Below are 23,106 nucleotides of genomic sequence, written 5' to 3' on the forward strand. Positions count from 1 at the left end.
GATTACTTCTCTCCCTTTTGCTCTTCTTTTAGCAATGCTTTCAAACGCGCTTCTTGTTCTTCATTCCAATCCGCAGCATTCACTGCACCACGCGCTTTACGTCGGCTACGCAGTACAATCACTGTAAAACCAATCAGTAACACCGAAATGGGGCCTAGCCAAAGAATGGCTGTACCTAAAGTAAACGGTGGATTGTAAGTTACAAAGTTTCCGTAACGGGCAATCATGTAATCCACGATTTCCGATTTGGATTTCCCTTCTTTAGTCATCTCATACACTTTTTGGCGCAAGTCTTGCGCCAATTCAGCATTGGAATCTGCAATCGTGTTGTTTTGACATTTCGGACAACGCAGCGTAGCGCCTAGCTCTTGAAACTGCTTTTCCTGCTCAGGTGTATCGAAGTCATACACTTCGATGGTCGCTAATGCAGAGAGTGAAACCAGCATTGCGGCAAAAGCCGCGAACAGCCACTTCTTCATTGTTTCGCCTCCGCCAGCATTTTTTCATAGATAGGAGCAAGCGTTTCTTGCCAGTTGCGTGAATTCACATCCCCGACATGACGATAGCGGATCACACCATTGGCATCGATTAAAAAGGTCTCTGGTGCACCGTAAACACCCAGATCCAATCCCAACATGCCATTGCCATCAAATAAGCTGATCAAATAAGGATTGCCCAAGTCATTAAGCCACTGAGTCGCTTTATCTCGTTGATCCTTGTAGTTAAGGCCAATGATTTTTACGCCTTGCTTAGCCAGTTCATTCAAGTATTGGTGCTCGGCATAACACGTTGGGCACCATGTTGCCCACACATTCAGTAGTAAAGGCTCACCTTTAAAAATTGACTGATCATATAGCTTGCCGGGTTCCGCCAAATCTTCGAGGCGGAACTGAGGTACTGACTTACCAACCAAAACAGATTCCAGCTTAGTTGGATCATCACCCGCCGAGTTTCTCATCAATTGCGTTGCAAACACCCCAGCCAGCAACAAAAAGGCAATGAGTGGGATAAATAGAATCTTCTTATTCACTTAAGCCTCCTGATGTGCGTTTTTTCTAAAACGGTAGCGCTTATCGCTAATTGCCAAAGCACCACCCAGCGCCATGAGTAAGCCACCAGCCCAGATCCAGCGCACATAAGGTTTGTAATAAATACGGACAGCCCACGAGCGGTTATCTTCCAAACGTTCACCCATAGCAATGTACAGGTCACGCGTGATACCGCGATCAATCGCCGCTTCAGTCATCATGGATTTTGCCGTGCGGTAGAAACGCTTCTCCGCATGCAGCGTATTCACATATTGACCTTGGCTGGTCACTTCAAAGTCAGCGATGTAGCCGTCATAGTTCGGGCCATCTTTGTCGCGTACGCCTTGGAAATAGAAGTGGTATTCATTGAGCTGGAAGTTTTCACCCGGAGCCAAACGAACATCACGCTCAATGCTGTAGTTTTGCACCATAGCGATACCGATGATGCTGACCGCTAAACCAATGTGGCCCATCATCATTGCCCAATGACTGCGTTGCAGTTTCTTCACCCCCACCATAAACGTGTGGCGATGGGTGGCACGTGTATGCAGTTCATAGCCATGCAATAACAGAATCCACCACGCCATAACCCAACCGATATAAGCCATCAAGCTGAAAGTTGGAGCATTCAACCACATCATCAACGCAGACAATAGCAAAGAGGCAACCGCTGTGATCAGCATCGGCTTAAACAGGGTTGAAATTTGGTCACGTTTCCAACGAATCAGCGGGCCAATTCCCATTAAAAATGCAAATGGGATCATCAGCCATGCAAACAACATATCGAAGAATGGCGCACCGATGGAGACAGATCCCAAGCCAAGCTGCTTATGCACCAAAGGTAGTAAGGTACCGATTAACACCACGGCTAGCGCTGTCATCAACAGCACGTTGTTAGCCAGTAAACTATTTTCACGCGATACCAGATCAAAATTGCCACGTACTCGTACTGAAGCGCCTTTAATCGCAAACAGCAACAATGAACCGCCAATTACAGCGATCAGGAAACCGAGAATAAACATGCCGCGAGCAGGATCGGATGCAAAAGCATGTACAGAAACTAGGATGCCTGAACGCACTAAGAAAGTGCCTAATAAGCTCAGCGAGAAAGCAGAAATCGCGAGTAACACGGTCCAAGCTTTGAAGGTGCCTCGTTTCTCAGTCACTGCTAATGAGTGCATCAGCGCGGTGCCTGCAAGCCAAGGCATGAAAGAGGCGTTTTCTACAGGATCCCAGAACCACCAACCGCCCCAGCCAAGTTCGTAGTATGCCCACCAAGAACCCAACACGATGCCCAATGTTAAAAATAACCACGCAGCGATTGTCCAAGGACGCGACCAACGAGCCCATGCGGTATCCAATCGGCCAGTCATCAAAGAAGCAATTGCAAAGGAAAACGCAACAGAGAAGCCTACATAGCCCATGTACAGCATAGGCGGGTGAATGATCAAACCAGGGTCTTGCAGCAGAGGGTTTAAATCACGGCCATCGATTGGGAAGTAAGGCAGAGTACGCAAAAATGGGTTAGAGGTAACAATGATGAACAGCAAGAAGCCGACACCAATCATCCCCATTACCGCCAATACTCGTGCTACAGACTCTTGCGGCATACCACGGCTAAACGTTGCAACCGCCACGGTCCAAGCCGCTTGGATCAATACCCAAAGTAATAATGAACCTTCGTGAGCTCCCCAAACTGCCGTTAAACGGTAGTACCAAGGTAATTCACTGTTTGAGTTGCTTGCCACATACTGAACAGTAAAGTCATTGGTATAAAACGCCCACAACAAAATAACAAAGGAGAGCAGTAGCATGAAGAACATGCCCCATGATAAGGGGCGAGCCGTATTCATCAATAAGGTGTTATTGCGTGATGCACCAATAAGAGGTAGCGCACTGAGTAATATCGCTAAACCTAACGAAATGATCAGTGCAAAATGGCCGATTTCAGCAATCATTGTGCACTTCCTTTCTGTTCTTCCGAATACTGCAAAGGCTCATGTGTTTTTTTCATTGCTTCTGCAATTTCAGGCGGCATGTAGTTTTCATCATGCTTCGCCAACACTTCAAACGCTTCAATGTTGGTTGGATCAGTCAGAACCCCTTGCGCTACAATACCCTGCCCTTCACGGAACAAATCCGGAAGAATACCGTCATAAGTCACGGTAACACTTGGGCCAACATCATGCAGATCAAAACTCACTTTTAAAGAGTTAGGGTCACGTTTCACAGAGCCTTCAACCACCATTCCGCCAATACGCAGACGTTGGCCAATTTCTGGCATTTTACCTTCTTTGCCATACACCAATTCTGTCGGGGTGTAGAAAAGATCCATGTTCTGATTCAGGGCATAAATGATTAAGCCGACCGTTGCACTCAGGCCAAGCAAGATTGCCAAAACAACACCGAGCCGCTTTTTACGTCTTGGGTTCATAGTGTGTTCTCCATATGTTTTGCGGCATCGACACGAGCCTGACGCTCCAGTTTATTGCGCACTTGATTGAGTAACTTGTTCTTACGTCGCACGCTGGCTACCCAGAGCACCGCCATCGAAAAATAGGTGATACCAAAAGCACTCCAGACATAACTGGCATAACCGCCCATGGCTAAAAAATCACTGAAAGATTCAAAATGCATCACTGAGTTCCTCGCACAGATTGGTTAGCTAAGTCACAAACCCAAGGGCGATGACTTTCTCGGCTAAGGATTTCATTACGTAAGCGGATCATGGTCACGGCAGCGAAGAAGAAAGCAAAGCCAAAAATACAAGACAGCAGTGGCCATAACATATCAGGAGCGATCGACGGTTTGGCAAACTTAGTGATCGTCGCGCCTTGATGCAAAGTGTTCCACCACTCAACAGAGAAATGGATGATGGGCAGATTGATGACGCCCACAATAGCTAAGATCCCTGCGGCTTTCGCTGCGGTTTTTTGATCATCAAATGCATGATAAAGCGCGATCACGCCCAAATAGAGGAACAGGAGTACAAGCTCAGAGGTTAAACGGGCATCCCATACCCACCAAGCACCCCACATGGGTTTGCCCCAAACTGCACCGGTGATAAGAGCAATAAAGGTGTACACCGCGCCAATCGGGGCCATGGCCAACGCTGCCATATCCGAAATACGAATTTGCCAGACAATACCAATGAAGGCTGCAATCGCCATCGACATATAAACACCCATTGACCATATCGCCGCCGGTACATGGATATAGATGATTCGGAAACTGTCACCCTGCTGGTAATCTGCCGGTGCATAGACTAAGCCAAGCACAGTCCCTACCGCGAGAAACAGGAATCCTAAACTGGCAAACCAGGGTAGCAACTTACCGCAAAGATGGTAAGCCGCGTCTGGTTTGGCGTAGGGATGAAGCCATTTCCACATGTTTATCTCACTTTGCTTTCAATTTATTGAGTTTTAACTAAGTTATTATAATTTATCTAACGCAGCATTTTCGTGCTTGATCGAGAACAATCAATGAACACTTACTCGTAACGCTGCACTGATCGCAAATGGGGTCAAGGTCATTGAACCCATCAGCATTGCGGCCAAAATGGCCAATTGTCCGTTATACGGCATACCCAATGCTGCTGCATCAATCGCTGATGTAGCAAATATCAATACTGGGATAAAGAGCGGTAATACTAATAAACTCAGCAGTACTCCCCCCTTCTGTAGCCCTACCGTCAAAGCCACTCCAATCGCACCAATAAAACTTAAGGTTGGTGTGCCCAACAAAAGAGTTAATACAACCGCTAACCAAGTTGAGCTATCAAAAGAGAGCAAAATCGCCAGTAGTGGGCTTAACAAAATCAGCGGTAAACCAGTCAATAGCCAGTGAGCAATCACTTTCGCCATAACCACAACGGATAGTGGCAGTGGTGTCAGCATTGATTGCTCTAGCGCACCATCTTGAAAGTCATCACGAAATAGTCGCTCTAAAGAGAGCAATGCCGCCAACAGTGCCGCCACCCAGACAATACCTGGTGCAATTCGCGCGAGCAAAGCGGGCTCAGGCCCCACACTGAGCGGGAACAAGGTAATCACTATGATAAAAAACCACAGTGGGTTAAACACATCCGCTTGACGACGAAAAGCAATCAAGAGTTCACGGCGGATAAACTGAGTAAAGGCAGCGATCATGACATCTCACCACCGAGGCGAATTTTGCGTAGCTTGGGATTGTCTGCAAACATATCTTGGTGCGTGGTTAGGATCACAATTCCCCCTTGCTCGGCATGGCTTAAAAACAGTGCTTCAAGCACTTTAACGCCTTGTTTATCTATCGCCGTCAACGGCTCATCTAAAATCCATAACCGCTTTTGGCTTAACCATAATCTTGCCAGTGCTACACGGCGCTGTTGCCCAGCAGAAAGTTGAGCCACAGGCACATCTTCTCGGCCAACAAGACCAACCTTTACTAAGGCTTGAAATATAGCTGGCTCATCAATAACTTGTTGGTGAACTGCTTGATAAAAACGTAAGTTCTCTAATGCGGTGAGTTCCCGCTTAATTCCCGTTTGGTGCCCCAAAAACAGCAAATCTTGATGATAGCTTTCACGATCACTTTGAATCTTTTTCTGCTGCCAAAGGATTTCACCACATTCGCTCTCTCCAAGACCAGCAATGATCCGCAACAAGGTGGTTTTCCCCGTGCCATTGCGGCCTTCAATCTGGACTAATTCGCCTGCATGAATCTCGAAAGAGAGTGATTCAAATAAGACCCGTTCATCTCGAATGGCGGTGAGATTTTTTACTTCTAACATGCTTATCTCTGTGAGCGTTGGGATGGCTATATTAACACAGCAAGAGGGAGACTAAAGCTGATAACTCCATTACTAATCACGAAACTACGTAAGAAACTATTAAAATTTCGCGAGTTTTGTTTGCATATAATCCTTTGTAGTTACAAGTATTATCAATGGTTAATACCGATGCTCTAAAACAGTTATCCAGATCACATCTGCATCCAGAGTTGAGCCTTATCAAACTTATCTTCAAGGCGCACTGGAGGAAATAAAAAAGGAAGCCAGAGCTTCCTTCAACATTCAATAATCTATCGCAATCATGGCTTAGCTTTGGCTACTCGACCTTCAGGATGACTTTCAAGCGGTGGAATACTTTCCTTTCCAGCCAGTTTGTTTTGTAAAGACATCATTAACTCAGCTTCTGCTTTAGGTAACTCACACTCTTGAATAAGTTCATTGAGATCTGCGCCCAACTGAACCATTTTGCTCGCGCGAGTATACAGACGCGCATCGGCATCCGTATTTTCTAACTCAAGCAAACGTTCATTTAGGTGGCGAATGATATCTTGTTGCTCACTTACTTTTTGTCCAAGGCCTACCATTACTGAACGAACTTCAAGCAGCTGTTTGTTTGATTTCTGTAGCTCTCTATCGAGATGGCGTACCTGCTGGCGTAAGGTTTCACTTTGACGGTGCTGACCAAGCTTAAGACGCCACAGCGCCAACACGATGCACAAAACAACAAAAACCACTCCTCCTGCAATAACAGGAGGAGTTAACCAAGTGAAATCAACCATTACATGTGAGCCATTTCATCCCATTCTTCATCGCTTAAGAACTTATTCAGGTCAACTAGAATCAGCAGTTTGCCATCGCGGTTGCTTACCCCTTGGATGAACTTCGAGCTTTCATCGGTTCCCACGCTTGGGGTCGAATCAATTTCAGATGAACGTAGGTAAACTACTTCCGCTACGCTATCGACCAGAATACCAATCACTTGTCGCTCTGACTCAATCACAATGATACGGGTGTTATCGGTAATTTCACCTTGCATCAAGCCAAAACGTGAACGCGTGTCGATAACCGTCACGACGTTACCACGCAAATTAATAATACCTAACACATAGTCAGGCGCTCCAGGAACGGGAGCAATTTCGGTGTAACGTAGTACTTCACGTACTTGCATTACATTGATGCCGTACGTTTCTTCTTCCAATTGGAACGTCACCCATTGAAGTACTTCATCGTTCGACTTTTCTTTTCTGACTTTCACTTCGTTCGCCTGAGACATAACTTTCCCTCTCTGAGTCGTTTCTTTCCGACACCCAATGTTTTAATTTTCCAGTGCTTTTACATCAAGCCCTGCATTAAGCATAGCTATCAATGCCTGAACATGGATCAAAGCGCACATTTTTTCTTTCACCATGCCTGCGAGCCAAGGCCGTTTACCGACTTGTTCACGCCATCGCACTTTATCTGTACTGAGCAATTCCGTGCCCATGAGCTGAGTGCTGGCTAATCCCCATGCACTCTCACCCAACATCACAATGTACTGATAGGCTTGCTTATAACTCTCATCATGCAGCTTCTCAGCCATTACCCATTTCGCAGTATCAACCACATCAAGTTGCGAGTCCCGATTGGTTTGCAACCCCAAATACCATGCTGGACGCCCTATTAAGTGGTTAAGTGTGGCCATACGATGAATCCCACCTAACTCATCCAGTGGCACCGCAAAGGTGACACCGTTGACTTCAAAATAGAGCACTTGGAAATCTTTTTCCCGGATGGTGTTTGTCCAACTACCAAGCTTGTCACGTCCTGATTGAGTTTCTAACGCAAGCACGGTTTCAACCGCAGGCTCAACACCATCAAAAGCCGCAATTTCTATCTCTGGTTCCGCTGCAACCTCGGTATAAATGGGTTCAACAACTTCTTCAACCGTTTCAATTGTTATTTCCGGTTCAATATAGTTGCTTTCAATCTCCCACTCTTGAATTTCTTCTACGGCAGTCGTCGGTTGAATAACGGTCTCAGTTCTAGCAATTTTAGCCGTGTTTTCCTCAAGGATCTGTTCGAGATCCAGATCAGCTACAGGATTGCTGGATTCCAATTGGCTGAGTAAACGCTGTACATCTTCTAAATTGGGAAGCTCAAGCTCTTCAACTTCAGCCTCAAAGTAACTTTTGTTAGGTGCTGATTGAACCGCAGAAGCTAACTCCCAAGTTGGCTCTTGCTTAGCTTGAGTAAGCTCAAAATCCGCTGATTCTTCATCCAATAAGGCGGTAAAGTAATCATTAAGCGCTTGTTCGCTTGAAATCAACGCACTACTCATCAATAGCAAGCCTCTCTAAGAATAGCAGAAGCTGCTTGTAAGCGAACACTCCACGGCTACCCTCCGCAAAATGCGAGGCTGGTAAGCGCTGTAAACTGGCATCACGAAACTTAGTGTCAATCGGTACTGCAGATGTCCATACTTTATCTGGGTAGTCTTTTTTCAACTGATTCAGCGTCTGCAGCGAAGCTCGGGTCCGCTTATCATACATTGTCGGTACAATGGTGACTTTGAACTCACGACTACGTGATTTCTGCATAATCGCCAATGTGCGAACCATGCGTTCCAAACCTTTCATCGCTAAAAACTCAGTCTGCACTGGGATCAGAATACGATCACTGGCTGCCAGCGCATTTACCATCATTACCCCCAAAATGGGTGGACAATCGATCAATACGTAATCATAAACATGCCGCAGTGCGAGCAATGCACGCTTTAAGATTAGCCCCATTCCACTGCGATTTCCCATTACGCGATCGAGCGTAGCAAGCGACATATGTGCAGGAATAAGGTCAATGCCTTCTATATCTGTACTGAAGATCAACGGCTTAACCGAAGTTTCTGTGTATTCTCGCAATTGAAAAAGATCGAATAAACTCGCGGGCACACCATCAGAATCATAACCGAGATAAGTCGTCAGCGAAGCATGTGGATCCGTATCCACTAGCAAGACACGCTTGCCCTGCTGGCTTAACAAGCCAGCCAATGTAATCGTTGTGGTGGTTTTTCCTACCCCACCTTTTTGGTTTGCGACACTCCAAACGATCATTGTGGTTCCTTATGCGAGACCTACTTCTACCAGCATGCGCTCTGCGATTCTGTCGAGAGGCAGATCTTCTGAGGAGATCCCGGCTTTGGCAACCGCCTGTGGCATACCGTACACCACACAACTCTCTTCATCTTGTGCCCAGATAGTGGCGCCAGCTTCTTTAAGCATTCGAGCCCCTTCTCGACCATCGGCTCCCATACCGGTTAAAACCATCGACAGAACTTTGTCACCATAGATTTTAGCAGCCGAACCGAACGTTACATCCACGCAGGGCTTGTAATTCATTCGATCGCCACCATCAAGGATGCGAAGCCTCGCAGCGCCAGGGCGACCATCAACCATCATTTGCTTGCCGCCAGGTGCTAGATAAGCCACGCCAGGGCGTAAAGCATCACCATCTTCCGCTTCTTTAACTTCAATCTTGCATAGTGTGTTTAAACGGCTCGCAAAAGCAGCCGTAAACGTTGCTGGCATATGCTGGATCAAGACGATTGGATGTGGGTAATTCGCTGGGAGCTTAGTCAAAATTTTCTGTAATGCCACTGGTCCCCCTGTCGAGGTGCCAATTGCTGTTAACTGATACTTTTTGCCCGATGCTTTAAAGCGAGTTGCTGCTGTAATTGACACACTAGGACGATTGCTCGTCAACGAAGTCGTAGGGGCCGAACGTTCTTGAGCCAAAGAAGAGCTTGCAGTTGAAGATGACAACGTCGACGATGGACGAGCCATTGCGGGCCGACGTAAAAACATCTTCTTAGAAGCAATAGACAGCACTCGCTGTTGTAATAAAGTGACTGCCTCATCACGATTACGAGCAATATCTTCGAATTTTTTGGGCAAGAAATCTAATGCCCCAGCATCTAAAGCATCTAATGTCGCTTTTGCTCCATCATGAGTCAGCGAAGAAAACATCAAAATGGGTACTGGATTGTTTGCCATGATTTCACGTACGGCTGAAATGCCGTCCATGACGGGCATTTCAATATCCATTGTGATCACATCGGGTTTGAGCCGAGCAGCCTTTTCAACTGCCTCTTTACCATTGACAGCGACATCGATGACTTCTAAGCGCGATTCGGAGTTGATGATTTCACTCACGCGACGACGGAAAAAACTTGAATCATCAACAACTAATACTTTAATCGCCATGTTTATCCTTATCGTTGTGCCGTTATTCAGATTCGAGATGCTGCGGCATACTGTTTCAGTAAGTCCGGCACATCAAGAATCAAGGCGATGTGACCATCACTAGTGATGGTTGCACCAGACATACCAGGCGTACCTTGTAGTAACTTATCAAGCGGCTTAATCACGACTTCTTCTTGCCCAATGAGAGCATCAACGACTAGGCCAACACGCTGACTACCGATTTGTACAATAACCACATGGCCATGGCCTTGGCGAAGTTGTACCTTACCTTTCTTCGGTGCTAGCCAGTTTTGTAAGTAGAACAGCGGGATCGATTTTTCACGAACGATAATGGTCAGCTGACCGTCAACCACGTTGGTACGACGTAAATCCAAGTGGAAAATCTCATTCACACTCGCCAGAGGCAATGCAAATGGATGACCTGCAACCCCTACCATCAAGGTTGGGAGAATTGCTAATGTAAGCGGCACTTTAATCGTAATCTTGGTGCCTTTCCCCATGGTGGAATCGATATCAATCGAGCCATTGAGTGTATTGATGGCGGTTTTCACTACGTCCATCCCTACTCCACGACCTGAAATATCAGAAATCTGTTCCTTACTTGAGAAACCCGGCATGAAGATCAGATTGAAACACTCTTTATCTGATAGTCGAGAAGCCGCATCTTCATCCATCATGCCACGCTTGACAGCGATAGAACGTAACTTTTCAGGGTTCATACCTGCACCATCGTCAACGATAGCCAGTTCGATATGATCCCCTTCCTGAGAGGCTGAAAGGATAACTTTACCCGTGCGAGATTTGCCACTTTTTGCTCGCTCGTCAGGCATTTCAATACCATGGTCAACGGAGTTACGCACCAAGTGAATCAATGGGTCCGCTAACGCTTCTACTAGGTTTTTATCTAAATCGGTTTCTTCACCACGCAGCTCGAGATCAATCTCTTTATTTAGGCTACGAGCCAAGTCACGAACAACACGAGGGAAACGACCAAATACTTTTTTGATTGGCTGCATGCGCGTTTTCATTACCGCACCTTGCAAATCCGCAGTAACCACATCTAAGTTGGCGACTGCTTTGGACATTTCTTCATCGTCACTGTTCAAACCAAGGCTTAACAGTCGGTTACGCACGAGTACCAGCTCACCCACCATATTCATAATGATATCGAGCGTTGAGGTATCAACACGAACGGTTGATTCTGCTTGTGCTTTCTTAGCGCCACCACCAGCGGCCACTTCGCGAGATTCATCAGAGTCTTTTACCACAGCAGGAGCCGGAGCTTTTGCTGGTGCTTCTTTAGCTACAGCAGGTTTTGCCGCTGCAGGCTTTGCAACGGGTTTTGCAGGATCAGCCGCAGGTTTCACAACCGGAGCTTTAGTCTCTACTGCAGCTTTATTGCTAGATTCTGCAGGTGCAGAAGTAGTCACTACTGGACGAGTTGCCATTTCTAGCTCTTCGACTGAGGGTCCTTTGCCTGAACCATGTAGCTCATCAAGGAGCTTTTCAAACTCGTCATCCGTCATTAAATCGTCACCACCTGGTACCGATTTAGCTGCCGTGACTTTAGGCGCATCCGCAGTTTTTGGGGCAGTAGATTTAGCGGGAGCGGCAAGCTCAGCTGATTCAATTGAAGGGCCTTTACCTACACCGTGCAATTGGTCGAGGAGTTTTTCGAACTCGTCATCAGTAATATCACCACTCATTTCTGAGCTTGGAATTGGCGCGGCTTTTACTGCAACTGGGGCTTGTTCAACCGTTGCACCTGGCGCTTTTCCTTTCCCATGTAGCTGATCAAGAAGCTTTTCAAACTCATCTTCATTAATGTCATCAATCGAACCTTTATCAATTACAGTATCATTGATAGGTGCGGCAGCTTCAATCGCCACTTCAGGCTCAGCAACATCAACAACGTCTTCTACAACATCTTCAACGAGTTCAGCTTGCTCTTCGTAGTGCTCTTCTTCAACCTCATCATCGGCACTCGGTTTGCTTAAACGATGCAGTTCTTCGAGCAACTCAGGTTCAGCGGGTTGTAGTGGTTCACGATCTTGCACTGCACGGAACTGTTCATTAACCGTATCCAGCGCTTTGAGCATGGTATCCATTAAACTAGGGGAAACTTGTCGCTGACCATTCCGGAGAATGTCGAAAACGTTTTCTGCACCGTGACAGGTTTCCACTAACTCAGATAACGCCAAGAAACCAGCACCACCTTTAACGGTGTGAAAGCCACGAAATATGGCGTTCAGTAGATCTCGATCTTCAGGATTGTTTTCCAGTTCAACGAGTTGCTCAGAGAGCAGCTCTAAAATTTCGCCGGCTTCTACCAGAAAGTCCTGCAGGATGTCTTCGTCTAATTCGTAGCTCATAGGTTACCCCTAAAATCCAAGACTCGATAACAAATCGTCAACTTCGTCTTGAGATGAGACAGCATCAACTCTTTCTTCAGGGTTTATAATTGGCCCTTCAGCTTCTGTGGATGCTACGGTTGTCTTATCTGCTTGTTGTTCTTTTTGTGCAGCGCCAAAAACCATCAATATTTCTACTAAACGGTTTTCTACTTCATTAACCAATTTGATGACACGTTTAATGATCTGCCCTGTTAAATCTTGGAAATCTTGGGCCATCAATATTTCGGTTAATTCACCACGTAACTGAGTGCTATCACCTTCAACTTGCGATAACAAACCATCAATTCGGTGGCAAAGCGACTTGAAATGCATAAGCTCGATTCGACCATTCATCAAACTGTTCCATTCAGGGCGAATCTGTAACAAGCTGTCATGCAATTGGTCGGCAATCGGCATACAACGATCTACCGCATCCATGGTTTTATTTGCCGCGACTTCTGTTTTCTGTATGACGTATTGCAGTCTTTCCCGCGCATCCGGAATTTCATCCGTCGCAATCTCACTGAAACGATTATCGATATGAAAGTTTTTCAGCGATTCATGTAAATCCCGTGTCAACATTCCTATCTCTTTGAGCATGGGATTATTGGCGGACTCATAGACATCAGTCAGCAAACGATTCGCTTCGCCCTGCTGCCCATGTTCTAAAAGTTGCACGAGTTCTTTAGCCTGTTCTAATGAAATCATCCTGAATCAGCCTTTAGTGCGTGTGAATAGAGCACCTTTTGCCGCAGCAAAAGCCTTATAAACGCTCAAAAATTTTGTCTAATTTTTCTTTAAGCGTAGCAGCGGTGAACGGTTTTACGATGTAACCGTTTACGCCTGCTTGAGCGGCTTCTATGATCTGCTCACGTTTAGCTTCTGCTGTAATCATCAATACTGGCAGATGCTTTAACTCGTCATCAGCACGGATGTTTTTGAGCAGGTCAATCCCTTGCATGCCAGGCATGTTCCAGTCTGTGACCACAAAGTCAAATTCACCTTTCTTGAGCATAGGCAATGCCGTTAGGCCATCGTCCGCTTCCTGCGTATTATTGAACCCCAGATCTCGAAGTAGGTTTTTAACGATTCGGCGCATTGTTGAAAAGTCATCAACAATAAGGATCTTCATGTTTTTATTCAAAATTGCCTCCACTGAGTTTGAGATCAGTGATATTTAATCATTCCGAGTCCAAGAACTTAACTTTGTTCTTAGTCGCTGCATTGATTGGCTGAGTATTTGGCTGACGCGAGATTCACTAACCCCAAGTACCTCACCAATTTCTTTTAAGTTTAGCTCTTCATCATAATAGAGCGAAAGTACCAAAGCTTCACGCTCTGGGAGCGATTTTATTGATTCAACGAGTGCTTTGCGGAAAGATTCTTCAGCGACACCATGAAAAGGCGAATTATCTTCCCCCTCTTCAAACGGTGAAATCGCATCATCAGAAACACCAAGATCCTCTATCCCAACAATGCGAGAACAATTGATGTCCATCAGCACACTGTGATATTGGTCTAATGACATATCTAAAAACTTCGCCACTTCCGCATCCGTTGGATCACGATTGAGTTCTCCCTCAAGAACCGCAATCGCTTGACTGATTTCCCGATTGTGTTTGTGAACAGATCTCGGAACCCAGTCTCCTCGTCGGATATCATCGAGCATTGCCCCACGTATCCGAATTCCTGCATAGGTTTCAAAGCTTGCGCCTTTACTTCCATCATAATTTTTTTGTGCCTCAAGTAAGCCAACCATGCCAGCTTGAATGAGGTCTTCGATCAACACGCTTGGAGGAAGGCGACCAATCAAATGATGAGCAATACGCTTAACCAATACAGAGTACTTCTCAAGAAATAGCTGCTGGCTATTAAGATTTCCATATTGATCGTATGTCAGCGCTTTATTCACCGAAAGGTTCCCCTACTGTTTCTGACCGATTAAGTAAGCGTTCAACGAAAAACTCTAAATGTCCGCTTGGTGTTCTAGGTATCGGCCAAGTCAACGCTTTGTTTGCCAATGAGCTGATCGCCAGTGCTGCTGGCGATCGTGGATAGGCATCCACCACGATTTTTTGTCGTTTCACGGCTTGGCGCACATTGTCATCGAGTGGGATACAAGCAACAAGCTCCAAGCTCACATTTAAAAATCGTTCTGTTACTAAAGTTAATTTAGCAAATAATTCACGACCTTCACGATAACTTCTTACCATATTAGCAACAATTTTAAATCGTTGTACTTGGTGCTCTTTGCTAAGAAGCTTTATCAAGGCATATGCATCGGTGATTGAAGTGGGTTCATCACATACTACAACTACGACATCTTGTGCTGCGCGTGAGAAACTTACAACCATGTCAGAGATGCCTGCTGCTGTGTCTATCAGCAGGATATCCATTTCATCTTCTAGGGTTCCAAACGCTCGGATTAAGCCTACATGCTGAGCATGTGATAGCTCAGTCATCGACTGAGTACCAGAAGTTGCTGGGATGATGCGAATGCCATGTGGACCTTCAACAATGGCATCTTTGAGCTCACACTCTCCCGCTAAAACATGGCCTAGGTTGCGTTTAGGGCGAATACCGAGCATCACGTCAACATTGGCGAGACCTAAGTCGGCATCAAGCACCATGACTTTTTTGCCTTGTTTTGCCATGCAGATAGCCATGCCTAAGGTAACATTCGATTTACCGACACCACCTTTGCCCCCGGTTACCGAAATCACTTTGGTCACTGAGGGTTGCGTTAAGCGACGTAGGCCGCTTGCTTGGTCATATATCATTTTGTTTGTCATACCTGTCCGCCGCCTAGAATCTCTCTGAATCACTGGTCCAGTAATGAGGTTCATCTTCAGTCGACTTCTCTAGCAATTCGTTTGCCTTTGCGACCATGTATTTGGGTTGTGCGATTACAATATCTTCGGGCACTCGTTGCCCATTCGCGATGTAAGCGACTGGCAACGCATTTTGTACAACCACACTAACGAACTCACCTAAACTCAGGCATTCGTCTAGTTTGGTCATAATACATCCAGAAAGCGGTATTCTTCTGAAATGCTCTATCGTTTCTTGCAACACTTTGCGCTGCGCAGTGGCAGGCAACACGAGGTAGCTGTGGATGGTTTCCCCACTCTCTTGCATCAAGGTATCTAGCTGCTCTGACAGCCGGACATCACGCTGACCCATCCCTGCGGTATCAACCAAAATCAGACGGCGATTACGTAGCTGATAGATTACATCGGCTAACTCGTTGGAATCTTTAGCAACTCTTACAGGACACCCCATTATTCTGCCGTAAATTGACAGTTGCTCGTGAGCACCGATACGGTAAGTGTCTGTGGTCACCAAGGCAACGTTGTCTGATCCGTACTCCATTGCTGCGCGAGCAGCCAGTTTAGCTACTGTGGTCGTCTTTCCAACACCTGTTGGCCCAAGCAGTGCCACAACGCCACCGCGCTTAAGAATATCGTGTTTGACCACAGGAATTTGGTCTGACACTAAGCCTAGTAGTGCTTTCCACGCTTTCGGTGGCGGGGTTTCTTCTGGGATATAGCAAGCCAGTTGGTCTGCCATTTCCAAAGAAACGCCCATACGCTCTAAGCGTTTGATTAACATAGCGCGCAGAGGTTCGCGTCGCTCCACTTCTTGCCACATTAGCCCAGAGACTTGGTGCTCCAGCAGACGACGAATCGACGTCATCTCTTCGCGCATTGATTCCAATTCGCTGACCGCAACCACAGGCTCATCTGGAACCTTGCGATCATAACGCGAAGGATCCAGTCTAGGTTTGTGGCGTGCATTGGCATCGTCTTGCAGTAATTTACTCAGCGCAGAGTCAGGACGTTGACGTTCTGAACCACTGTTCATGTTTCTTTGCGGGACACGGTTTTCTGACTGACGTCTCAGTAACGCAGTGAGTGAATCTTCATTTTCCGCACGATGATCTTGTTCATCCGCTGTACCATGGCTGTATTGCTTGAGCATATTGGCAAAGCGTTGGGTCATAGATCGTCCACTGTCAGCACTCGACTGCAGACTAACGCGATCATCGACCAACTCTCGGCTCTTAGTCGGCTTGACTGAAGGTGAGACTTGGTTATAACCGTGTCTAGGTTGCGAATTGTAACGCTTAGCAGGTGTTGGCGCAGCAGGTGCGGTATCCCCATCCACTGCTGCTACAATTTCGACCCCGCCCGCGACTTTTTTATTCGACATGATCACCGCATCCACGCCCAGCTCTTCTTTAACCTGAAGCAGCGCAGTTTTCATGTCTTTGGCAAAAAATCGTTTTATTTTCAAAGCAGATTTCCGTCTTTAAAAAACGTGCGGACGATTAATTACCCACGGCCTGCACAATTCGAATTTGTTTCTCATCGGGGATCTCCTGATAGGAGAGCACGCGAAGGTTGGGAATGGTATTTTTCACAAACTTCGCCAGTGTTGAACGCAATACGCCAGATGTCAGCAATACTGCGGGTTCCCCTTTCAACTCCTGCTCTTGGGTAGCATGGCTTAACGCCATTTGCAGTCTTTCTGCCAGTCCCGGTTCTATGCCCGCAGACTCACCACCCGAAGCTTGCATTGTCTGATGCAAGATTTGTTCCAGCTCGGGAATCAATGTAATTACGGGCAATTCTGGCTCTACCCCATTGATTTCTTGGACAATAAGTCGTTTTAACGAGATACGCACAGCTGCAGTCAAAATGTCGGGTTCTTGACTCTTACTCGCGTATTCAGAGAGGGTTTGTACAATAGTTCGAATATCTCGGATTGGAATCGCTTCATTGAGTAGATTTTGTAGTACTTTCACTACCGCACCGAGCGGTAACTGATCAGGAACGAAATTTTCCACCAATTTAGGCGCTGAACGCGAGAGCATTTCTAGTAGGTTTTGAACTTCTTCATGACCAATCAGTTGCGCCGCATTATTGGTGAGTAACTGGCTAAGATGGGTAGCCAACACGGTGGAGGAATCCACTACCGTATAGCCTAATGCTTGCGCATGCTCACGCTGCTCTTCTCGAATCCACACTGCATCCAAACCAAAGGCAGGGTCGCGGGTACGTTCACCATCAATCATCCCATACACTTGCCCAGGGTTAATCGCTAATTCTTGGTCTGGGCGGATCTCCGCTTCTCCGACCGCAACCCCCATCAAGGTGATGCGGTAACTGTTGGGGGTGAGTTCTAAGTTATCACGTATGTGTACTGGCGGGATTAAGAAGCCAAAATCTTGCGACAGTTTTTTGCGCACCCCTTTAACACGTTCAAGCAATTCGCCACCTTGGTCTTTATCCACCAACGGGATCAATCGATAGCCCACTTCTAAGCCAATCACATCCACAGGTTGTACATCATCCCATGACAGTTCGCGTTGCGTGGGTGCTTCCACATCACTCTTCGCTGGCAAATTTTTATTTTGTACTTTGGCTTTTTGCTTACGGTGCATCCAGTAAGCAGCCCCTCCAGCTAACAGAGCCAAAAATAGGAATGAAAAATGTGGCATTCCAGGCACGATCCCCATCACACCAAGGATACCGGCTGTAATGGTTAAGGCTTTCGGGTTATCAAACAACTGGAAGATAACCTGCTGCCCCATATCCTCATCGGTATTTTGACGCGTAACCATGATTGCCGCACCAATCGACAAGAGCAGTGACGGGATCTGAGCCACTAAGCCATCACCGATAGTCAACAAGGTATAGATTTCAATCGCTTCTTTGAAACCCAAACCGTATTGAATCATCCCAATCGTCAGACCACCGATAATGTTGATAAATAGAATTAAAATACCGGCGATCGCATCACCTTTAACGAATTTTGACGCACCATCCATCGAACCATAGAAGTCCGCTTCTTTGGTCACTTCAAAACGGCGCACGCGGGCTTGTTCTTGATCAATCAAACCAGCGTTCAAGTCAGCATCAATGGCCATTTGCTTACCAGGCAAGGCATCCAAGGTAAAGCGAGCACTTACTTCTGAAATACGTCCTGCACCTTTGGTGACGACCATGAAGTTAATGATCATCAAAATGAGGAACACCACTAAACCAACGGCATAGTTTCCACCGATCACTACGTTCCCAAAGGCTTCAATCACGTGACCCGCAGCGCCTGGGCCTTCATGACCATACAACAAAACTACTCGCGTTGACGCAACGTTCAGTGCCAAACGCAGCAAGGTCGCGATCAATAGTACAGTTGGAAACGCCGCAAAATCTAATGGTCGGCGGGTATACACGGTAACCAATAACACCACGAGCGATAACGCAATGTTAAAGGTGAAGAATAAGTCGAGTAGAAAGGCTGGCATTGGGAGGACAACCATCGCCAATGCTGCCAACACCATGACTGGAGCACCGATAGCAGGCATGCTGCGCTGTGGAATAGAAGGCAATTTGTCAGCAAATGGAAGAGTAAACTTCATAGATTTCTGGTTGTCACTTTAGGTTAATCGGAACATCAATAGAAACGGCAAAAATGCAAAGCCAGACAATGCAATTTTTAGTCCAATACATACGTCAATTTTATGGCAATGTCAGCCACACGATAATCAATGTTAAAACAACGCCTTAAAAACAATGAGAGCCATTAAGGCTCTCATCATGCACTCAAGATGGATTCTGAATACAGCTTAGGGATGTACGTTCCATAAAGGCTTCCCAGTTTGCGTCTTAAGATCGTAGTCGATACAGATCATACCTGAGGTTGGAAACATCGGTGGAATCATCCCATCAACAAACTCGGACACTAAATAACCCACTAGTGGTAAATGAGAAACTAATAACAATGATTCAAGCTGTTCAATTTCAATTAAGGCTGAAAGATAATCAAAAACACGATCGGATTGGCCATAGGGGGTAATACCATCACAGGTTTCCACATTGCGAGCTGAGAAATGCTCCGCTAACAATTGCCACGTTTGCTGAGCTCGTAAGTAGGGACTTACCAACACAAGGTCAAATTTATTGACTCCCCTCTGGCTCACACAGGCTCGAGCCACAGCTTCAGATTCGTGGCGACCTCGCTCTGTCAAGGCTCTTTCCGCATCACTAGGGGCAAACTGCTGCGCTTCACCATGACGCATAATATAAATCTTCATGTACACTACCTACGCTATGCAGTCTCAAGCTGCTTGTTTTTTTGATTATAACAGCAGTCTGGGTAAAGACTTCGACTTCGTTAACAGTCTATTAAAAAGCCAAGCGACAGACTAAACTGACAGGAATAATAATAGTACGATGTGTCTGTTTGGTGTTCTGAGACTCGTCTTTAGACCCTATCAATTCGGAGAAATGCTGTGCATATCAGCCCCAATGATACTCACCAGTACCGTTATGTTACTTTGAGCAATGGTTTGCGGACATTACTCATCCAAAGCCCAGAGGTGACTAAATGTGCAGCCGCTTTAGCAGTCAATGTTGGGCATTTTGACGATCCCATTGAACGTCAGGGTTTAGCACACTACCTTGAACACATGCTGTTTTTGGGCACAGAAAAATACCCGAAAGTTGGCGATTTTCAAGCTTTTATCAGTCAGCATGGCGGATCTAACAACGCTTGGACGGGTACGGAGCACACTTGCTTCTTCTTTGATGTGGTTCCTAACGCTTTTGCCAAAGCTCTTGACCGATTCAGCCAATTTTTCATCGCACCGCTCTTTAATGCCGAAGCACTAGATAAAGAACGCCAAGCCGTTGATTCCGAATACAAACTCAAAGTTAAAGACGAGTCACGACGCCTCTATCAAGTACAAAAAGAAACCATTAATTCCGCGCATCCGTTTAGCAAATTTTCGGTCGGTAATCAGGAAACTCTGAGCGATCGTCAAGATAGCTCGATCCGTGATGAAATTATTGATTTCTACCAGACTCACTATTCAGCCAAGTTAATGACTTTGGCATTAATCGGCGCACAAGATATTGATGAACTTGAAGAATGGGCTGAAACGTATTTCGCCGCAATTCCTAATTCGCATCGAGACATCACACCTTTGCCACCCTTTGTGTGCAAAGAACACACCGGAATTCTTATCCGTGTTGAGCCACTCAAAGAGATCCGCAAGCTAATACTGGCTTTCCCGATGCCAAGTACAGAAAGTTATTACCAGAAGAAACCGCTCTCCTACTTCGCACATCTTATCGGCTACGAGGGCGAAGGCAGCTTGCTAGAAGCGTTGAAAGAGAAAGGTTGGATCACAACTCTCTCTGCCGGTGGCGGTGTCAGTGGCAGTAACTACCGTGAGTTTGCGGTCAGTTGTGTGCTCACCCCTGAGGGGTTAGAACATGTTGATGAGATCATTCAAAGCTTATTCCAAACACTGGATCTGATCGCGACTCAAGGATTACAGGAATGGCGTTATCAAGAAAAACGCGCCGTGCTTGAATCCGCTTTTCGTTTTCAAGAAACACAACGCCCACTGGATATGGTCTGCCATCTGGTGGTGAATATGCAGCATTATGCCCCTGGAGATATCGCCTATGGGGACTACATGATGGCGGGCTATGATGAGCCGCTACTCAAACATATTCTGAGCTATCTAACACCAGACAATCTGCGTGCAACCTTGATTACCAAAGGCGATAACTTTGATAAAACGGCGCAATGGTACTTTACGCCTTACTCGGTGCAGCCTTTCAGCACAGAGCAACTGCATATGTTCCACCAGCCCTTAGATTTACCACTCTCCTTACCTAAGCCAAATCCGTTTATCTGTTACGATCTTGATCCTTCCGAAATCAAAGAAGCCAGTAAACTGCCGCAAGTACTACAAGACCTACCCGGTTTTAAGCTTTGGCATCAACAGGATACGGCATTTAATGTCCCCAAAGGGGTGATTTACGTCGCCATCGACAGTCCACATGCGGTAGCCAACTGTCGTAATATCGTCATGACTCGCCTGTGTGTCGAGATGTTTTTGGATGCCCTCACCAAAGAGACCTATCAAGCGGAAATCGCAGGGATGGGCTATAACTTGTATGCGCATCAAGGTGGCGTGACTCTGACGCTTTCTGGCTTTAGCCAGAAACTTCCACAATTGATGGAAGTGATTTTACATAAATTTGCCCAACGTGATTTTCAGCATAAACGTTTTGCGACCATCAAGCAGCAGATGATCCGCAACTGGCGTAATGCCGCGCACGACAAGCCCATTTCCCAACTATTTAATGCGATGACTGGGTTACTGCAACCCAATAACCCACCTTATGCCGATTTGCTGGCAGCCATTGAAGATGTGCAAGTGGAAGAATTGGCGGATTTTGTTGATGCCATCTTGTCGCAACTGCACGTTGAAATGTTTGTTTATGGTGACTGGCCCGCAGCTGAAGCACAAAAGATGGCGGAAGTGTTAAAAGATGCCCTGCGAGTGAAAAATCAAACTTACGAAGAGTCACTTCGCCCACTCGTCATGCTAGGCAAAAGTGGGACTTTTCAACGCGAAGTTCAGTGTCAGCAGGATGACTCCGCGATAGTGGTGTATTACCAATGCGAAGAGATCAGCCCACGCAGCATTGCACTGTATTCCCTTGCCAATCATTTGATGTCAGCAACTTTCTTCCACGAAATCCGAACAAAACAACAGCTTGGCTATATGGTGGGCACCGGCAATATGCCGCTCAATCGACACCCGGGATTGATTTTGTATGTTCAATCACCTTCAGCTCCGCCAAGTGAATTGATTCGCGCGATTGATGAATTCTTGAATGCCTTATACATGGTGCTACTTGAATTGAACGAATATCAATGGCACAGCAGTAAGCGCGGTTTGTGGAATCAAATATCGGCACCAGACCCAACTTTGCGCGTGCGTGCACAACGCTTATGGGTTGCGATTGGCAATAAAGATACCGATTTTGATCAACGAGAGAAGGTCCTTGAAGAGCTCAAAAACCTGAGCCGTACAGACATGATTCGCTTTGTGGTCAACGAACTCAAACCAAGAACGGCTCACCGTTTGATCATGCATACACAAGGGCGAGCACACCACGATTCACCCGCCCTGCAACTTGGTCAGGAAATCGGCTCAGTCAAGGAATTTCAACTACGTCCGAAAGCTTACGATATCGGTTAAAAGACTAAGCTCTTTCCGACTCAACAATAGTTTGTAACGGGTGTGGATGCAGTTTAATGCACACCCCTTGCCACTGAAACGCAACCGTTGGATTAGCTAAGCGTTCTCCTTCACCTTGTGGGCTCGAAAGCTTTACTTTGATGCCTTGTTCAGCAAGTTCATCCCATTTTGCTGCAAGCAACGGGTAATGTGCTTTCAGTTCATCACAGAAGGCTTGCGCACTCTGCACCTGTGACGAAATCACAAACTCAACATGTTCCCAACTCTGCTCTGGATAGGTTTTGCCCAACGCTGGGTAAGGCAATTCAAGGCACTCAATCTGCCAATGGCTAGAACGCAGCGGCTCATTAAAACGAATCACGATAATTGGACGGCCATTAATCTGCGCGCAAGAGATTTCTTCACCATAAGCCAGCCAAGCCTGATGTGCTTCTTGCGCCAATTCTTGTTCGTTAATTCGCAGTGCAATATGGTCTAGCTGATTAGCTCGCAGATCCAAGCCTAAAAGATCAAGCAACTGCTCTATTTTTGCGATGAATGTGTCGAGTTTTCCGAGCAGTTGTTCCGGGGCAAGCCCTGTCTCACAAAGTTGTTGTTGCATCTGATTGCC

The 23,106-nt window shown here is 46.3% G+C and carries 23 protein-coding genes; 1 reads left to right on the top strand and 22 read right to left on the bottom strand.

Annotated features, from left to right (window positions below; translation table 11 throughout):
- Positions 1-2: 2 nt before the first annotated feature.
- The 21 genes from VOA_RS03215 to sixA form a co-directional block, all read right to left on the bottom strand.
- Positions 3-446, bottom strand: a complete 444-nt coding sequence (locus VOA_RS03215; protein ID WP_198006606.1) for a cytochrome c-type biogenesis protein — start codon at positions 444-446, stop codon at positions 3-5.
- 29 nt (positions 447-475) lie between these two features.
- A complete protein-coding gene (locus VOA_RS03210) occupies positions 476-1,030 on the bottom strand; it encodes a DsbE family thiol:disulfide interchange protein (protein ID WP_001035060.1) in 555 nt (184 codons plus the stop codon).
- On the bottom strand, positions 1,031-2,986 hold the full coding sequence (locus VOA_RS03205) for a heme lyase CcmF/NrfE family subunit (protein ID WP_000559811.1): 1,956 nt from the start codon (positions 2,984-2,986) through the stop codon (positions 1,031-1,033).
- Complete coding sequence (ccmE, locus tag VOA_RS03200; RefSeq protein WP_001069626.1) at positions 2,983-3,462, bottom strand: cytochrome c maturation protein CcmE; 480 nt, start codon at positions 3,460-3,462, stop codon at positions 2,983-2,985. Before ccmE ends, VOA_RS03205 begins: the two co-directional genes overlap by 4 nt.
- On the bottom strand, positions 3,459-3,665 hold the full coding sequence (gene ccmD / locus VOA_RS03195; RefSeq protein ID WP_000545364.1) for a heme exporter protein CcmD: 207 nt from the start codon (positions 3,663-3,665) through the stop codon (positions 3,459-3,461). The genes ccmE and ccmD overlap by 4 nt, the downstream gene beginning before the upstream one ends.
- Positions 3,665-4,417: a heme ABC transporter permease gene (locus VOA_RS03190; protein ID WP_000266105.1), complete on the bottom strand. Its 753-nt coding sequence runs from the start codon at positions 4,415-4,417 to the stop codon at positions 3,665-3,667. The genes ccmD and VOA_RS03190 overlap by 1 nt, the downstream gene beginning before the upstream one ends.
- 90 nt (positions 4,418-4,507) lie before the next feature.
- Positions 4,508-5,176 carry a heme exporter protein CcmB gene (ccmB, locus tag VOA_RS03185; protein WP_000559574.1) on the bottom strand — a complete coding sequence of 223 codons (669 nt, stop codon included), beginning with the start codon at positions 5,174-5,176 and terminating at the stop codon, positions 4,508-4,510.
- Positions 5,173-5,799: a cytochrome c biogenesis heme-transporting ATPase CcmA gene (gene ccmA, locus VOA_RS03180; RefSeq protein ID WP_000895177.1), complete on the bottom strand. Its 627-nt coding sequence runs from the start codon at positions 5,797-5,799 to the stop codon at positions 5,173-5,175. The genes ccmB and ccmA overlap by 4 nt, the downstream gene beginning before the upstream one ends.
- A 299-nt stretch (positions 5,800-6,098) precedes the next feature.
- The gene (locus VOA_RS03175; RefSeq protein WP_000227447.1) at positions 6,099-6,578 is read right to left on the bottom strand and encodes a DUF2802 domain-containing protein; all 480 of its coding nucleotides are present in this window, start codon (positions 6,576-6,578) and stop codon (positions 6,099-6,101) included.
- A complete protein-coding gene (locus VOA_RS03170; RefSeq protein WP_000075893.1) occupies positions 6,578-7,072 on the bottom strand; it encodes a chemotaxis protein CheW in 495 nt (164 codons plus the stop codon). Before VOA_RS03170 ends, VOA_RS03175 begins: the two co-directional genes overlap by 1 nt.
- Before the next feature lie 42 nt (positions 7,073-7,114).
- A complete protein-coding gene (locus tag VOA_RS03165) occupies positions 7,115-8,116 on the bottom strand; it encodes a chemotaxis protein CheW (RefSeq protein WP_000092950.1) in 1,002 nt (333 codons plus the stop codon).
- Entirely contained in the window at positions 8,109-8,885 is a 777-nt protein-coding gene (locus tag VOA_RS19940; protein WP_000637674.1) for a ParA family protein, read from the bottom strand. Before VOA_RS19940 ends, VOA_RS03165 begins: the two co-directional genes overlap by 8 nt.
- Positions 8,886-8,894: 9 nt before the next feature.
- Positions 8,895-10,034: a protein-glutamate methylesterase/protein-glutamine glutaminase gene (locus tag VOA_RS19945; protein ID WP_000985862.1), complete on the bottom strand. Its 1,140-nt coding sequence runs from the start codon at positions 10,032-10,034 to the stop codon at positions 8,895-8,897.
- A gap of 26 nt (positions 10,035-10,060) precedes the next feature.
- Entirely contained in the window at positions 10,061-12,406 is a 2,346-nt protein-coding gene (locus VOA_RS03150; RefSeq protein ID WP_000119668.1) for a chemotaxis protein CheA, read from the bottom strand.
- 9 nt (positions 12,407-12,415) lie between these two features.
- Positions 12,416-13,135 (bottom strand): protein phosphatase CheZ, encoded by a 720-nt coding sequence (locus VOA_RS03145; protein WP_000624253.1) that lies wholly within the window; start codon positions 13,133-13,135, stop codon positions 12,416-12,418.
- 55 nt (positions 13,136-13,190) lie between these two features.
- Positions 13,191-13,559 carry a chemotaxis response regulator CheY gene (gene cheY / locus VOA_RS03140; protein WP_000697871.1) on the bottom strand — a complete coding sequence of 123 codons (369 nt, stop codon included), beginning with the start codon at positions 13,557-13,559 and terminating at the stop codon, positions 13,191-13,193.
- A 45-nt stretch (positions 13,560-13,604) separates the two neighbouring features.
- The gene (locus tag VOA_RS0118650; RefSeq protein ID WP_001030415.1) at positions 13,605-14,339 is read right to left on the bottom strand and encodes an RNA polymerase sigma factor FliA; all 735 of its coding nucleotides are present in this window, start codon (positions 14,337-14,339) and stop codon (positions 13,605-13,607) included.
- Positions 14,332-15,219: a MinD/ParA family protein gene (locus VOA_RS03135; RefSeq protein ID WP_000182546.1), complete on the bottom strand. Its 888-nt coding sequence runs from the start codon at positions 15,217-15,219 to the stop codon at positions 14,332-14,334. The genes VOA_RS0118650 and VOA_RS03135 overlap by 8 nt, the downstream gene beginning before the upstream one ends.
- 13 nt (positions 15,220-15,232) lie before the next feature.
- Positions 15,233-16,723: a flagellar biosynthesis protein FlhF gene (gene flhF / locus VOA_RS03130; RefSeq protein ID WP_000695098.1), complete on the bottom strand. Its 1,491-nt coding sequence runs from the start codon at positions 16,721-16,723 to the stop codon at positions 15,233-15,235.
- Between the two features lie 34 nt (positions 16,724-16,757).
- On the bottom strand, positions 16,758-18,851 hold the full coding sequence (flhA, locus tag VOA_RS03125) for a flagellar biosynthesis protein FlhA (RefSeq protein ID WP_000673268.1): 2,094 nt from the start codon (positions 18,849-18,851) through the stop codon (positions 16,758-16,760).
- Positions 18,852-19,058: 207 nt separating this feature from the next.
- Complete coding sequence (gene sixA, locus VOA_RS03120; RefSeq protein WP_000708352.1) at positions 19,059-19,526, bottom strand: phosphohistidine phosphatase SixA; 468 nt, start codon at positions 19,524-19,526, stop codon at positions 19,059-19,061.
- Positions 19,527-19,724: 198 nt separating this feature from the next.
- Here sixA and VOA_RS03115 point away from each other — a divergent pair, with 198 nt between their 5' ends.
- A complete protein-coding gene (locus VOA_RS03115; protein ID WP_000548250.1) occupies positions 19,725-22,496 on the top strand; it encodes an insulinase family protein in 2,772 nt (923 codons plus the stop codon).
- Positions 22,497-22,500: 4 nt separating this feature from the next.
- Here VOA_RS03115 and VOA_RS03110 read toward each other — a convergent pair whose 3' ends face one another.
- Positions 22,501-23,097 (bottom strand): VOC family protein, encoded by a 597-nt coding sequence (locus tag VOA_RS03110; protein WP_001187314.1) that lies wholly within the window; start codon positions 23,095-23,097, stop codon positions 22,501-22,503.
- Between the last annotated feature and the right edge of the window lie 9 nt (positions 23,098-23,106).

Source organism: Vibrio sp. RC586 (assembly GCF_000176715.1).
Classification (GTDB): domain Bacteria; phylum Pseudomonadota; class Gammaproteobacteria; order Enterobacterales; family Vibrionaceae; genus Vibrio.